The organism is Terrilactibacillus laevilacticus (assembly GCF_006517395.1).
Taxonomy (GTDB): domain Bacteria; phylum Bacillota; class Bacilli; order Bacillales; family Sporolactobacillaceae; genus Terrilactibacillus; species Terrilactibacillus laevilacticus.
Genome location: NZ_VDCY01000001.1, coordinates 439,166 through 453,750 on the forward strand (window position 1 = coordinate 439,166; position 14,585 = coordinate 453,750).

Below are 14,585 nucleotides of genomic sequence, written 5' to 3' on the forward strand. Positions count from 1 at the left end.
TAGACGTGCTAAAGAAAAAATTGTTAGCTTTAGCAGCCGTGATTACAATCTCTGGAACGGTTCTTTCTGCATGTGGAGGAGCTAGTTCAGACAATGGCGGCAAAAAAAATGAAAGTAAATTTAAAGTAGGAATGGTAACAGATACGGGTGGTGTTGATGATAAGTCATTTAACCAATCCGCATGGGAAGGTTTAACTACTTTTGCTAAAGATAATAAATTATCTGCTGGCAAAGCAAACTCTGAAGTTCGTTATTTACAATCAAATCAAGCATCTGATCACATTCCTAACCTTAACCAACTTGTACATCAAAACTTTAATTTAGTTTTTGCAACAGGTTTCACGATGGTTGAGGATATTTCAAAGGTGTCTTCTCAAAATCCAAAATCACAATTAGCCATTATTGATAGTGTTGTTACTGGGAAAGATAAAAAACCTCTAAAAAATGTTGCGAATATTACCTTTAAAGAACAACAAGGTTCTTTCCTCGTTGGTGTTGTTGCTGGATTATCAACAAAAACAAATAAAATTGGATTTGTTGGTGGAATAAACTCTGCACTTATTAAAAAGTTTGAAAACGGATTTAAAGCAGGGGTTAAAACTGTTAATCCTAAAGCAGAAATCTATGCACAGTATGCTGGCGCTTTCGATGCTCCAGATAAAGGTCAAACAATAGCTTCAACATTATATGGTAAAGGCGCAGATATTATTTATCAATCAGCTGGAGCAACAGGTAATGGTGTCTTTACAGAAGCCAAAACAGAGAAAAAAGATGGTAAGAAAGTTTGGGTTATCGGTGTAGATAGAGACCAATATGATCAAGGGTTACCTGAAGATGTTACATTAACATCAATGGTTAAACGTGTAGACAAAGCTGTTTATGATGTATCTAAAAGAACGAAAAATGGAGATTTTCCAGGTGGCGAAATCCTTGAATATGGTCTTAAAGAAAACGGTGTAGGTATTGCACCTTCAACTCAACATGTGTCAAAGGATATCCTTAATAAAGTCAATGATTATAAACAAAAAATTATTGATGGATCGATTACTGTACCATCGACCGATAAAGAATATAAAGCGTTCCTTTCAACTCTAAAATAATTCAGATTTCTAAAATCCCTACATCATCAAGTAGGGATTTTTTTCTTTTTAGAAGATTTCATCAGAAGCCAACTAAAAATCAAATGTTTCCCTATTTCTCATGTTCGAAAATGAAAAGGACATCATAATACCATTCGTTTTAGAATACATTTTTGAAGAGTCATATGAGTATACTTCTGGTTATGTATAAGCCTATTAGGGTAGAATAACAAATAGAGAAGTGTGAAGGAGTGAGAAAATGACTTATATTCAGGAAAAAGTGACGTCAATAGGTGGATTAACAAGCCATCTCGTTCAAACAGATAAATTTAAAACCAATACGTTATTGTTACAATTTAGGGCACCACTTGAAGAAGCAACCGTAACAAAACGCGCATTACTGAGTTATGTGTTAAAAAGTGCAACAGCAAAATCTCCAACATCACAGGAACTCCAAAGTCGGCTAGATTATTTATATGGGGCAACTTTATCATCATCTCTTTCTAAAAAAGGTGAGCAACATATTATATCTTTTGTCATGACCATCGCAAATGAACGGTTCCTATCTAATGAGCAGGAACTCCTAAAACAAGCTCTTTCGCTACTAGGGGAATTAGTCTTTGATCCTCTCGTCGACGAACATGCTTTTGATAGTAAAACCGTCGGTAAAGAAAAGAGAGCCCTAAAAGCCAGAATTCAATCTATTTATGATGATAAAATGCGTTATGCCAGTCAACGGTTGATTGATGAGATGTGTGAAAATGAACCTTTTCACCTTCATACATATGGTTATGAAAATGATTTGGATTCTTTAACTCCAGTTGATTTATTTGAATACTATATAAAAATGATTAATGAAGATGCGGTTGACTTATTTATGATTGGACAAATCGATGAAGAAAAAATTATTCCTGAATTGGAACGTATCTTTCCATTTACAAAAAGAGTGGAAAAGCTAGAGGGGATTCAAAATCAGGAAACCACCTTTCCAAATCAAGAACGCGTCATAAAAGAAAGTCAACCTATTGAACAAGGGAAATTAAATTTAGGTTTTCGAACGAACGTACGACTTGGCGATCCACTATATTATGCATCTCAAGTTTTTAATGGTTTGTTCGGTGCTTTTCCTCATTCAAAATTATTCATGAACGTGAGAGAAAAAAATAGTCTTGCGTATTATTGCTCATCAAGCTATGAGAGCTTCAAAGGATTTATCATTGTCATGAGTGGCATCGAATTTTCTAATTATGAAAAAGCTCGAACGATCATTATTGATCAGTTATCTGACATTCAAAATGGGGCATTTTCGGACCACGAAATGTCATTGACAAAAGCGCTGCTCAAAAATTCAATTTTAGAATCACTAGACAATCCATTTTCTATTGCGGATATCTTGTATCAACAGGTTGCTTCAGGAGTTAAATTTACAATTGAAGAATTTATTGATGGTATAGAGAATGTCACAACAAAAGAGATTGTTGAAGTTGCCAATCAAACGAAATTAGATACCACATATTTTTTACAAGGTGCGGTGAAAACAAATTGAAAAAACAATATTTTTCTCAATTAGATGAAACCATTTTTTTTCATACACTAGACAATGGGTTGAAAGTCTACATGTTGCCGAAACAAAGTAACAAAACATTTGCCACATTTACAACACAATATGGTTCAATTGATAATACGTTTAAACCACTCAATCAAGAACAAGTGGTTACTGTACCAGATGGGATTGCTCATTTTCTAGAACACAAGATGTTTGAAAAACCTGATGGCACAGACGTTTTTCATGATTTTGGCGAGCAAGGGGCTTCTGCAAATGCGTTTACCTCTTTTAATCGTACGGCATACCTTTTTTCAAGCACGTCAAATGTTGATAAGAATTTAAACACACTTATTGATTTTGTTCAAACACCAGCATGGACAGATGAAAGTGTAGAAAAAGAAAAGGGGATTATTGGGCAAGAGATTAGAATGTATGATGATAATCCAGATTGGCGCTTGTTTTTTGGGCTGATAGAAAATATGTACCATCATCATCCAATAAAAATTGACATCGCTGGTACCGTTGAATCTATCAGTCATATCACAAAGGATTTGCTTCTCGATTGTTATCACACATTCTACCATCCAAGTAATATGATTTTGTTTGTCACCGGTCCGATCGATCCAGAGCATATTATTCATCTTGTTGAGGATAACCAAGGGAAAAAGGACTACACGAATAAAAAGGCGATTGAACACGTGTTTCCGGATGAACCTCGTCGTGTTGCTAAAAGTGAATCCATTTTACACATGGCCGTGCAGACACCAAAATGTCTGATTGGTTTTAAAGAACCTAAACCCTACCGGTCTGGAAAAGAATTGATGAAACATGAGATCGCTGTTAATTTATTACTTGAACTCATGTTTGGAAGAGGGACTGAACGATACAGAACGTTGATTGATGACGGATTAATTGATGAGAGTTTTTCTTTTGAATATACAGAGGAATATGGGTTTGGCTTTTCAGCTATTGGAGGAAATACAGAGCAACCAGAGCAGTTGAAACAAAAACTGAGAGAAATGGTTATAAACTTTAAAAATGAAACGATTGATACAAAGTCCTTTGATAATGCAAGGCGTAAAAGAATGGGAAGTATTTTGAGATCATTGAATTCATTGGATTATATCGCAAATCAATTTACCCGATACAAATTTAATCAAATGGACCTTTTTGAGTTAATACCTGAACTAGAAAAATTAACCATCGAAGATTTAAAGCAAACTCTACATGAACATTTTTCTGAAGAGGGCTTTACGTCTTGTACAGTATTAAAAAAATAGACTTCGTTAATCAATCAATATGGATTTTTAACATAACCAAAAGATAAAAAGGTGACTGTGATGAACAAAAGGACAGCATTAATTACTGGGGCGAGTGGAGGAATTGGTCTAGAGACAGCAAGGAAGTTAGCAGCTGAAGGTTGGTCACTTTACTTACATTATTACCAAGGCAGTACGCCAATACAATCTCTTTCTGATGAGTTGGCTGTTAAGTATCCAAATCAGTTTTTTTCTACTATTCAGGCCGATTTATCTGTAAAAACCGGACCTAAGGATCTAATCGAACAATTAATGGATCCTATCGATTGTGTCATTTACAATTGTGGGAGAAGTCATGTCTCACTAATGACGGAAGTCGATCATGAAACATTAGATGCCTTTATTCAATTAAATTTAACGAGTCCGTTTGTTATCCTTCAAGAATTGCTACCTCATATGATTCGTCAAAAAGAAGGTAAAATTATTTTTGTCTCATCCATTTGGGGAATAACAGGTGCTTCAATGGAAGTGATGTATTCGATGGTAAAAGGCGGACAGAATACGTTAATCAAGGCGCTAGCAAAAGAGGTCGCACCAAGTCAAATTTCAGTTAATGGAGTTGCACCTGGAGCTGTGGATACACAAATGATGAAAGACTTTAGTGCTGAGGATTTGGCTTTTATTAAAGAGGATATTCCGATGGGTCGATTAGCCAATCCAACCGAAATAGCCGATTTAATTGGTTATCTTGTTTCTCCTTCTGCCAATTATATAAACGGACAAATTATTTCAATTAATGGTGCCTGGTATTGTTAACAATTTGTCCATTTTATGAAATAGCCGAGAACACTCGTGACTTTAGTCATGAGAGGTTCAGAAGGAAAAATGAGGGAGAATACATATTTCAGCGATAATGAGTCATCCTAATGATGCAAGTCTATTTTTACTTATTAGGAGGAATATTATGTCAGTATTAGAAAATTGGGATCAATGGAAAGATTTCCTAGCTGATCGTCTCCATCAAGCTGAATCTGTTGGATTGAGTCAAGATACTATTGCTAACTTTGCCACTCAAGTCGGTGATTATTTGTCAACAAAGGTTGATCCAAAAAATCAACAAGAGCGTATGCTTTCTGATTTATGGAGTGTAGCAGATCAAAATGAACAACGTACGATTGCAAACTTAATGATTAAGCTTGTTGATAATAATGGTACACATTGAGTCAAACTTATCATGTTCTAAAAAAGGAATGTCTTTACGGCATTCCTTTTTTATACTTCAAGTGTAAAAAGGTATTAAGTATAAGTGCAACTAGCGTAATCTTCTTCAATTAAGCATCGAATTGCCTATAAGGCAAATGACACATTCTTGGTCTCTGTCTGCGCATTACAGGTGGCCAATCGGCAAGTTTTCTTTACAACGAAAACAAGAGTCTTTTATTCATAATACGAAGATCTTCCTTGAAAGCTACGACTATTTATTATACATTAAAGATAATGGTTTTTTGAATTAAGATTATAGGAAGACACATAAACGCTAACTGGTCAAACACGGTATTTTGAGTAGGATGATCAAGGGGACTTGGTTATGCTCTAAAATCCATATATGGCCATAAACGGGGTGAAAGATAAATTATTGAACTTCCCAGTAATTAAAATTATGGAACACCCTGACGTTTTTGTTAAGTATAACGAATACTCTCTAGAGAATTTTGATTAATTAATATAAGAAATTATTTTCATGAGAAGCTGGTTTATAATGAAACTAAATAATAGTTGTGATTATATATAGATTTTAATTTAATATTGGCAGGTGTTTAGTGAGTGAGTGAATTAGGACAGGCATTAAAAGAAGCACGAAAGGAAAAAGGTATGTCACTCGATGACGTGCTTGAAATTACTAAAATTCAAAAACGCTATTTAGCAGCCATTGAAGAAGGTCAATTTGATCAATTACCAGGTGAATTTTATACTAGAGCTTTTATTAAAAATTATGCCGAAGCCGTAGGCCTTGATTCGGGTACCATCTTTGAAGAATATGCGAATGAAATTCCCAAGACAAGGCAGGCACCGGTTGAACCACAGTTACCTCCCAGATCAAGTCGAACGAATAAATCAGCTCCGCGAGTACGTCAGGGAAAAAGTGGGTTAAGAACCATCTTACCAACTGCAATTATTGTTATCTTTATAGTTGTTGTTCTTATCGTTGTTTGGATGTTTTTACAACATACAACAAGCCCTTCATCACTGAAGAAAGATGAAAATAATAGCACGATATCTTATGAACAAAAAGATACACCGAAACCTAAAAAACAATCATCAACAAATAAAACAACAGAAAAGATAACGAAAGACAGCGCGAAAACCGACAATCACCAATCAATCAAACTGGACAGTACACAAGGCGGCGTATCAAATTATACTTTATCCAATACGAATAAATTTGTTGTCGACATTAAAACGAAAGATGGTCAGCAGTCTTGGGTAACGGCTCAAGATACTTCATCAACAAAACGCTTAGCCTATGGGATGGCAACAAGCAAAAAGCCGATTCACTTTGATGCAACAGGTAGTAAAAAAGTTCATTTTAACATTGGAAGTTCAACGGTTGCTGAAATGAAAATTAACGGTAAATTATTTAAATTTCCGAACCAAAATAGTGTACAAAAGTTTAATATTACTTTTGATAACGAAGAGTAGAGTCATCACAGAAGATGGCTCTTTTCCACTGAAAAAAAGCGTACATATAAGAGGTCACATGAAAAAGTCACCAAATAATAAGCTGCGAATCTCGGAAGCCCGCTTGTTTTCCGGTCCAAAGAAAACTGGCGCCGCTTTTTGCCTTCCGACGCCCAGGATGGGCTAGTACTGGCGTTTCTTGCAGGATGCCAGCGTACTTAGCCAGTAACCCTTATCATTTGTCACCTTTTTGAACACACACTATAAGAAAACTTAACGTAAAAAAATTTTATTTATTTTGTATTTTTAGGAGGAATTCAGCATGAATATAGCCAATAAATTAACTGTAGCAAGAATTTTTTTAATCCCCGTATTTCTCATCTTTCTTTTAGTTCCTATGGACTTGGGACATTTCACTTTAGGACAAGCAAACATTCCAATTTCTCAATTCATCAGTGGTATTATTTTCATTATCGCTTCATTCACAGATTGGCTAGACGGTTATTATGCTCGGAAACTTCATCTCGTAACGAATTTCGGTAAATTCCTTGATCCGTTAGCAGATAAATTATTAGTGATGTCTGCTTTTGTGTCATTTGTGGGTATGAACCAAATGCCTGCTTGGATGGTCATTGTTATTTTAGCACGTGAGTTTGCTGTTACAGGTCTTCGATTAGTCGCTGTTGAGGAAGGATCTGTTATTGCTGCAAGTAAAATTGCAAAATGGAAAACTTTCTCGCAAATGCTCGCTATTATTCTCTACTTATTTAGTAACGTTCCATTTGGCTTGGATCATTTTCCTCTCCACTATATCATTCTTTGGGTTGCGGTTTTAATGACAGTTATATCAGGGTTTGATTATTTTTACAAAAATAGAGACATTATTTTTAAATCAAAATGATCTTTGATTATGATACTCATAAGTGGATCGTTTGCTAAAGTATGTGGCTCGAGAGTATGATACAAGTGAGGAAATAACACTTTGTTTATTTGTCAGAAGGATGAGAGGGGATTGCCATGAATGCAGAGTTAATTGCTGTAGGATCAGAATTGTTACTTGGTCAAATTGCAAATACAAATGCTCAATTTATTTCGGAACAATTGGCACAACTTGGGATTAATGTCTTTTATCATACGGTTGTTGGTGATAATCAAGAACGACTATCGTCTGCTATCAAGATTGCAGAATCAAGGTCTGATATGATCATATTTACAGGAGGACTTGGTCCCACAAAGGATGATCTAACAAAGGAGACGATAAGTCGTGAACTAGGGAGAAAACTAGTAGTAGATCAAGAAGCCTTAAACAGCATCTTGTCATACTTTAAAAAAACAGGAAGGGTCATGACTGAAAATAATCGAAAACAAGCTCTCATTATAGAAGGTTCCGACTCGCTCCCTAATCGTCATGGCATGGCTCCTGGTATGTTAATAGAAATTAAGAACAAAACCTATATTTTACTTCCAGGACCTCCGAATGAGATGAAACCCATGTTTGTGAATTCTGCAGTTCCTCTACTAGCAAAGATGCAGACAAATCCCTTGCATTCCCGTGTTTTGCGCTTTTTTGGAATTGGCGAGTCGGCATTAGAAACAGAGTTGATGGATTTGATTGATACCCAATCTAATCCGACGATTGCCCCTTTGGCAAAGGAAAGTGAAGTAACCATTCGTTTGACAGCTAAACACGAAAAGAAAGACGTGGCTATACAATTACTTGATGACATAGAAGAAAAAATCTCCTTACGAGTCGGTGACTATTTGTATGGTTATGGTGAACAGTCTTTACCTGAAACCGTCTTTTGCTTGTTAAAAAAACATCAAAAAACGATAGCATTTGCTGAAAGTTTAACTGGGGGACTTGCTAGTCAATTATTGACCGACATACCTGGAGCTTCTGAAGTATTTAAAGGTTCTATTGTCAGCTATACAAATGAAGTGAAATCTGAAGTTTTGGGTGTGCCAACTCAGACACTTGAAACTTACGGTGCTGTTAGTGCAGAGTGTGCCAAGGACATGGCAAAGAATATCCAATCGAAATGCAAAACAACGATTGGTTTAAGTTTTACAGGAGTCGCAGGTCCTGATAAAAGTGAAAACAAAGAGGTCGGCACAGTGTTCATCGGACTTGCAGACGCTCAAAATGTCTATAGCTTTCCGTATCAATTTTCTGGTACAAGATCACGAATTCGTCTTCAGTCGGCTAAAACAGGCTATGATCTTGTTCGGCGATATCTTCGTCAATTGTCGCCATTTGGGAAATAATCTTCAAGAGGATGTTCGAAAAGTCATCAAATGATAGGCTACGAATCTCGGCGTACGCTTGTTTTTCCGGTCCTCTTGAAGCGGATGCAAGAGGATCTCTAGCTAAAATCGCTCAACGTGTGGCTGGCGCCTGAAGCTATCACAACGCGAGGAATGCCGGTCCAAAGAAAACTGGCGCCGCAGGTGTTATGATCCGTTATGTGAGATAAAATAAAAAACGAATAAATGTTCGTCAAAACTATTGTTATCTTCTAAAAAAAAAGCTATTATATTAATATGAGTTCAAGAAGTGCTCGCATTAGGTAAATGAATCATTCTAATTATCAATGACCAAGATCGTTTTTTGAACAAACTTGAAGAAGCAAGTTAATTAAGGAGTGATTTGATGGGTGATAGAAAAGCAGCCTTAGATATGGCTTTAAGACAAATAGAAAAACAATTTGGTAAAGGTTCCATCATGAAATTAGGTGAACAACCAGAACAACGTGTATCGACTGTGTCAAGTGGCTCTCTTGCCCTTGATATTGCTATGGGTGTAGGTGGTTACCCTCGTGGAAGAATTATAGAGGTTTACGGTCCTGAATCTTCAGGTAAAACAACAGTTGCTCTCCATGCTATTGCAGAAGCGCAAAAAATGGGTGGCCAAGCGGCTTTTATCGATGCGGAACATGCCCTTGACCCTATTTATGCTGAAAAATTGGGTGTCGATATTGATGAACTCTTATTGTCGCAACCTGATACAGGAGAACAAGCGTTAGAGATTGCTGAGGCTCTTGTTCGAAGCGGAGCGGTTGATATTATTGTTATCGATTCTGTTGCTGCTCTCGTTCCAAAGGCTGAAATCGAAGGTGATATGGGTGATGCTCACGTCGGACTACAAGCCCGCCTTATGTCTCAAGCCCTTCGAAAACTTTCAGGTGTCATTAGCAAATCTAAAACCACGGCAATCTTTATCAATCAAATCCGTGAAAAAGTAGGGGTTATGTTTGGAAATCCAGAAACGACACCAGGTGGGCGAGCATTAAAATTCTATTCATCTGTCCGTCTTGAAGTACGTCGTGCCGAGGCACTTAAACAAGGGAATGACATCGTTGGGAATCGTACACGTATTAAAGTGGTAAAAAACAAGGTAGCACCGCCATTTAAACAGGCAGAAGTCGATATAATGTATGGTGAAGGTATTTCCAAACAAGGTGAAATTTTGGATATAGGATCAGATTTAGACTTCATTCAAAAAAGTGGTGCATGGTATTCGTATAATGATGAAAGACTTGGTCAAGGACGTGAAAATGCAAAACAATTCTTGAAAGAGAATGAAGAAATTTGTAATGCAGTAGTGAAACAAATCCGTGATTACCATCACTTGGATCAAAACGTTAGCGAAAAAGATGAGCAAATAGCAGAACAAAGTGAATTACTTTAAGAAAAAATGATCATAATGGGGATAGATGTGGAGCAAATACACATCTATCCTCTATTTCTATTGGTTATAAAACTTTTAGTTTGTCCTTTATAACTCAGTCTTTATGAAATAAGAGATTTTTGTGTAAAATGGTCCATATTTTCTCACTATTAAAAAGATCAGCCTCGAAAGAAAAACCCCTCAGGTTGACAACCTCTTAGAGCAAATATACAATTGACATGTATATTATTAAATTATTAATTTGAAATGATATGCTAAAAACGTAAATTTTATTTAATTTTAATGACAATAAGAAAAGGCAAGGAGGTGAAAAGATGTTATCTTCTGTTGTATTCATCATCTCCATTGCTCTAATCTCTGTAGTTTGTCTTTTCGTTGGTTATTTTATTCGAAAATTAATCGCAGAAGCCAAAATTGCAACTGCCGAAAACGCTGCAAGGCAAATCGTAGAAGAAGCAAAGCGGGAGGCAGAGGCACTAAAGAAAGAAGCTCTTCTTGAAGCAAAAGATGAGATTCACACTTTACGTACTGAGGCAGAAAGTGAAATAAGAGAGCGTCGAAATGAACTTCAAAGACAAGAAAATCGCCTTGTTCAAAAAGAAGATTTACTCGATCGAAAAAGTGAAACCCTTGATAAAAAAGAGGATGTATTAGAAAAAAGGGAGGATTCTCTCAATAAAAAATATCGACAAATTGAAGAGATGGAAAGCAAAGTGGAGGAACTGCTACGCATTCAACATACTGAGCTTGAGCGTATTTCTGGTTTAACCAATGAGGAAGCAAAAGATATCATTTTGAACCAAGTTAGACAAGAAACAGCCCATGAAGCAGCGCAGCTCATAAAAGAAATTGAAACACGAGCTAAAGAAGAAGCAGACAAGAAGGCAAAGAATTTACTTTCACTCGCTATCCAACGTTGTGCAGCTGATCATGTTGCAGAAACGACCGTTTCAGTTGTCAACTTACCAAATGATGAAATGAAGGGTCGAATCATTGGTAGAGAAGGGCGAAATATTCGGACACTAGAAACATTGACGGGTATCGACTTAATTATTGACGATACGCCTGAAGCGGTTATTCTTTCTGGTTTTGATCCAATACGAAGAGAAACAGCAAGACTCGCATTGGAAAAACTTGTTCAAGATGGTCGAATTCATCCTGCTCGTATTGAAGAAATGGTAGAAAAATCAAGAAGAGAAGTAGATGAAATGATTCGTGAATACGGCGAACAAACAACGTTTGAAGTTGGAATTCATGGATTGCATCCAGACCTTATCAAGATTCTAGGAAGATTGCGCTTTAGAACAAGCTATGGCCAGAATGTATTGAAGCACTCAATCGAAGTGGCCTATTTAACGGGTCTGATGGCTGCTGAATTAGGTGAAGATGTTACCCTCGCGCGTCGATCTGGACTTCTCCATGATATAGGAAAAGCGATCGACCATGAAGTTGAAGGAAGTCATGTTGAAATTGGTGTTGAACTAGCAACGAAATATAAAGAACATCCTGTTGTAATCAATAGTATTGCTTCGCACCACGGTGATACTGAATCAACTTCTGTTATTTCAACTCTAGTTGCAGCAGCAGATGCCTTATCAGCTGCTAGACCAGGTGCAAGACGTGAAACGCTAGAAAACTACATTAAACGTTTGGAGAAACTAGAAGAAATTTCAGAGTCTTTTAAAGGCGTGGAAAAATCATTTGCCATTCAGGCTGGACGTGAAATTCGTATCATGGTTCAACCAGATGTCATTGATGATGCAAGTTCTTACAAATTAGCACATGATATTACGAAAAAAATTGAAAATGAGCTCGATTACCCTGGTCATATCAAAGTAACGGTCATTCGCGAAACAAGAGCCGTTGAATATGCAAAATAAAAAAAGCGACAGATGTCGCTTTTTTTATTTTGGCCAAAAAGAAACAGTCGGAATCCTAAGTGTTTACTCTAGGGAAGAATTCAAGCTATAATAAGAAGGAATATGTTAAAGAGGCACTATAACTGACTAACTGACTGGTTTATTGAAGAATTTAGTAAGGGGATTATTATGAGAATATTATTTATTGGTGATGTGTATGGAAAATTAGGAAGACAAATGATTGACGAACATCTAGCACGATTAAAGAAACATTATCATCCGACACTTACCATAATCAATGCAGAAAATGCCGCACATGGAAAAGGAATCACAGAAAAAATATACAAACAATTAATGGAACAAGGTGCGGACGTCATAACTATGGGTAATCATACATGGGATAATCGCGAAATATTTGAATTTATCGATCGAGCAAATAAATTAGTTAGACCTGCAAATTTTCCAGAAGATACTCCTGGTGTTGGCTTTCGGATTGTCCAAATCAATCAATGGAAGGTTGGAATTGTAAATTTACAAGGTCGCGTATTTTTGCCGCCAATCGACGATCCCTTTCGCAAAGCAGAATCGATTATTAAAGAAATAAGAAACGAGACACCTATTATTTTTGTTGATTTTCATGCCGAAACAACAAGTGAAAAATTGGCTCTTGGTTGGCACTTGGATGGGAAGGTCTCAGCGGTTGTTGGGACACATACACATGTACAAACAGCTGATGAACGTATTTTTCCAAACGGGACAGCGTATTTAACGGATGTAGGGATGACGGGGCCATATGATGGAATTATTGGTGTACAAAGGGATACTGTCATTAGACGCTTTTTGACGCAAATGCCTGCTCGTTTTGAAAGCGAAACGGGCGCAGCACAATTGAGTGCTGTCGTTATTGATATAGATGAAAGTACGGGTAAGGCCAAGAAAATAGAGAGATGTCTTATTAATCCAGATCATCCTTTCTTAAAATAAGAATTCTATTTTGTCATTTACCACTGTGCTTGCATAATTTCAAGATATAAAAAGTAAATGCATCAATCGTGATAAAATTATGATTAAAGCAGGAATACCCGTCCTTTTAGTGAATATAATTAGATATGCGGATGACAATCTATAGGGAGGAACAGGAATGGATATATTAAAAGTTTCAGCAAAATCTATACCTAACTCCGTTGCTGGTGCACTTGCTAACACTGTCCGAGAAAGAGGTACGGCAGAAATTCAAGCGATCGGCGCAGGTGCCTTAAATCAAGCTGTAAAAGCAGTTGCGATTGCACGAGGATTTGTAGCACCAGGGGGATTAGATCTAATTTGTATTCCAGCATTTACCGATATTCTAATTGATGGAGAAGAGAGAACCGCGATTAAATTGATTGTCGAGCCTCGTTAATTCGATAACCAAAGAACTATAAACCTGTTTGTTCATAAGAACAAGCAGGTTTTAGGCATGGGGAGGAAATCATGTTACCTATTTTTGATGGTCATTGCGATGTCCTATTTAGACTTGATGATGATTCAAATTTATCTTTTAATAAAGAAAATGGTTTACATAGTTCAGCTCCTTTACTACGTAAAGGCGGGGCAAAGGTTCAATGTTTTGCACTTTACATTGGTGAGAGCATTCCTGAGGAGTCTAAGTATTCAAATGTCTTACACATGGTCGATACTTTTTTCAATCAAGTTATTGAACCAAATCAGGATATGGTCCTTGTACGAACAAAACAAGAAATTGATGAACTTCAAGACCACCAGATTGGAGCTATGCTTACGTTAGAGGGTTGTGATGCGATCGGTCATGACCTAATTAAATTGAGAACATTATATCGTTTAGGTGTCAGATCTGTAGGATTGACATGGAATCATGCTAATTCTTGCGCAGACGGAGCACTTGAACCAAGGGGTGGTGGACTAACCCGGTTTGGCTTTGAAGTTGTACGAGAAAATAATAGCCATAAGGTTATGACCGATGTTTCTCATCTAAGTGAAAGGAGTTTTTGGGATGTCATTGAAGCAGCCAAATATCCTATTGCTTCCCATTCCAATGTTAAACGATTATGCGATCATCCTAGAAATCTAACAGACGAACAAATTACGGCTCTTTTTACTAACGATGGATTTATTGGTGTGACCTTCGTGCCAAAATTCTTAACAACCCAAGCCAAGGCTTCTATTTCGGACATACTTAGACATATTGAATATTTATGTGAACTAGGTGGTGTGAGTCACATTGGTTTTGGATCTGACTTTGACGGAATAGATGAAACACCGAAAGATATGAAAAACTATGGAGATTATCCTAAATTAGTTGGAGCACTACTTAAACGTTACTCTGAAGAACAAGTAAAAGGCTTTCTTTTTAAGAATTTCTATGATTGCTTACCTGGATAGCCGTCACAAAATGATCATTTTGTGATTGCATCTTTCCCTGTTTTTTTCTAATAAATGAGGTACAATAAAGATGAG

Annotated in this window: 14 protein-coding genes; all 14 read left to right on the forward strand. The window is 36.7% G+C overall.

The window, feature by feature from the left end; translation table 11 throughout:
- Positions 1 to 5 precede the first annotated feature (5 nt).
- The 14 genes from FG390_RS01950 to FG390_RS02015 all read left to right on the forward strand — a co-directional run bounded on the left by FG390_RS01950 (position 6) and on the right by FG390_RS02015 (position 14,510).
- Positions 6 to 1,100 carry a BMP family lipoprotein gene (locus FG390_RS01950; RefSeq protein ID WP_181406323.1) on the forward strand — a complete coding sequence of 365 codons (1,095 nt, stop codon included), beginning with the start codon at positions 6 to 8 and terminating at the stop codon, positions 1,098 to 1,100.
- Between the two features lie 238 nt (positions 1,101 to 1,338).
- Positions 1,339 to 2,625: an EF-P 5-aminopentanol modification-associated protein YfmF gene (gene yfmF / locus FG390_RS01955; RefSeq protein WP_141189329.1), complete on the forward strand. Its 1,287-nt coding sequence runs from the start codon at positions 1,339 to 1,341 to the stop codon at positions 2,623 to 2,625.
- Positions 2,622 to 3,905 (forward strand): EF-P 5-aminopentanol modification-associated protein YfmH, encoded by a 1,284-nt coding sequence (gene yfmH, locus FG390_RS01960; RefSeq protein WP_141189330.1) that lies wholly within the window; start codon positions 2,622 to 2,624, stop codon positions 3,903 to 3,905. The genes yfmF and yfmH overlap by 4 nt, the downstream gene beginning before the upstream one ends.
- A gap of 60 nt (positions 3,906 to 3,965) precedes the next feature.
- Entirely contained in the window at positions 3,966 to 4,700 is a 735-nt protein-coding gene (gene ymfI, locus FG390_RS01965) for an elongation factor P 5-aminopentanone reductase (RefSeq protein WP_141189331.1), read from the forward strand.
- A gap of 148 nt (positions 4,701 to 4,848) precedes the next feature.
- Entirely contained in the window at positions 4,849 to 5,106 is a 258-nt protein-coding gene (locus FG390_RS01970; protein ID WP_141189332.1) for a DUF3243 domain-containing protein, read from the forward strand.
- A 384-nt stretch (positions 5,107 to 5,490) separates the two neighbouring features.
- On the forward strand, positions 5,491 to 5,604 hold the full coding sequence (locus FG390_RS16185; RefSeq protein ID WP_141189333.1) for a DUF3388 domain-containing protein: 114 nt from the start codon (positions 5,491 to 5,493) through the stop codon (positions 5,602 to 5,604).
- 104 nt (positions 5,605 to 5,708) lie between these two features.
- Positions 5,709 to 6,584 (forward strand): helix-turn-helix domain-containing protein, encoded by an 876-nt coding sequence (locus FG390_RS01980; protein WP_141189334.1) that lies wholly within the window; start codon positions 5,709 to 5,711, stop codon positions 6,582 to 6,584.
- A 301-nt stretch (positions 6,585 to 6,885) separates the two neighbouring features.
- Positions 6,886 to 7,464 carry a CDP-diacylglycerol--glycerol-3-phosphate 3-phosphatidyltransferase gene (pgsA, locus tag FG390_RS01985; protein WP_141189335.1) on the forward strand — a complete coding sequence of 193 codons (579 nt, stop codon included), beginning with the start codon at positions 6,886 to 6,888 and terminating at the stop codon, positions 7,462 to 7,464.
- A gap of 116 nt (positions 7,465 to 7,580) precedes the next feature.
- Complete coding sequence (locus FG390_RS01990) at positions 7,581 to 8,828, forward strand: competence/damage-inducible protein A (RefSeq protein WP_141189336.1); 1,248 nt, start codon at positions 7,581 to 7,583, stop codon at positions 8,826 to 8,828.
- Between the two features lie 385 nt (positions 8,829 to 9,213).
- Entirely contained in the window at positions 9,214 to 10,251 is a 1,038-nt protein-coding gene (gene recA, locus FG390_RS01995) for a recombinase RecA (protein WP_141189337.1), read from the forward strand.
- A gap of 314 nt (positions 10,252 to 10,565) precedes the next feature.
- Positions 10,566 to 12,131, forward strand: coding sequence for a ribonuclease Y (gene rny / locus FG390_RS02000; protein ID WP_141189338.1), 1,566 nt, complete (start codon positions 10,566 to 10,568; stop codon positions 12,129 to 12,131).
- 168 nt (positions 12,132 to 12,299) lie between these two features.
- Positions 12,300 to 13,094, forward strand: coding sequence for a TIGR00282 family metallophosphoesterase (locus FG390_RS02005; protein WP_141189339.1), 795 nt, complete (start codon positions 12,300 to 12,302; stop codon positions 13,092 to 13,094).
- 157 nt (positions 13,095 to 13,251) lie between these two features.
- Complete coding sequence (locus FG390_RS02010; protein WP_141189340.1) at positions 13,252 to 13,512, forward strand: stage V sporulation protein S; 261 nt, start codon at positions 13,252 to 13,254, stop codon at positions 13,510 to 13,512.
- 71 nt (positions 13,513 to 13,583) lie between these two features.
- Positions 13,584 to 14,510 carry a dipeptidase gene (locus tag FG390_RS02015; protein ID WP_141189341.1) on the forward strand — a complete coding sequence of 309 codons (927 nt, stop codon included), beginning with the start codon at positions 13,584 to 13,586 and terminating at the stop codon, positions 14,508 to 14,510.
- Positions 14,511 to 14,585 lie beyond the last annotated feature (75 nt).

Bases quoted from the DNA above. Each gene is read 5' to 3' on its own strand.
- FG390_RS01970 (WP_141189332.1), top strand. From the start codon at position 4,849: ATGTCAGTATTAGAAAATTGGGATCAATGGAAAGATTTCCTAGCTGAT.
- FG390_RS02015 (WP_141189341.1), top strand. From the start codon at position 13,584: ATGTTACCTATTTTTGATGGTCATTGCGATGTCCTATTTAGACTTGAT.
- FG390_RS02010 (WP_141189340.1), top strand. From the start codon at position 13,252: ATGGATATATTAAAAGTTTCAGCAAAATCTATACCTAACTCCGTTGCT.
- FG390_RS16185 (WP_141189333.1), top strand. From the start codon at position 5,491: ATGGCCATAAACGGGGTGAAAGATAAATTATTGAACTTCCCAGTAATT.
- recA (WP_141189337.1), top strand. From the start codon at position 9,214: ATGGGTGATAGAAAAGCAGCCTTAGATATGGCTTTAAGACAAATAGAA.
- rny (WP_141189338.1), top strand. From the start codon at position 10,566: ATGTTATCTTCTGTTGTATTCATCATCTCCATTGCTCTAATCTCTGTA.
- FG390_RS01990 (WP_141189336.1), top strand. From the start codon at position 7,581: ATGAATGCAGAGTTAATTGCTGTAGGATCAGAATTGTTACTTGGTCAA.
- FG390_RS02005 (WP_141189339.1), top strand. From the start codon at position 12,300: ATGAGAATATTATTTATTGGTGATGTGTATGGAAAATTAGGAAGACAA.
- yfmF (WP_141189329.1), top strand. From the start codon at position 1,339: ATGACTTATATTCAGGAAAAAGTGACGTCAATAGGTGGATTAACAAGC.
- pgsA (WP_141189335.1), top strand. From the start codon at position 6,886: ATGAATATAGCCAATAAATTAACTGTAGCAAGAATTTTTTTAATCCCC.
- ymfI (WP_141189331.1), top strand. From the start codon at position 3,966: ATGAACAAAAGGACAGCATTAATTACTGGGGCGAGTGGAGGAATTGGT.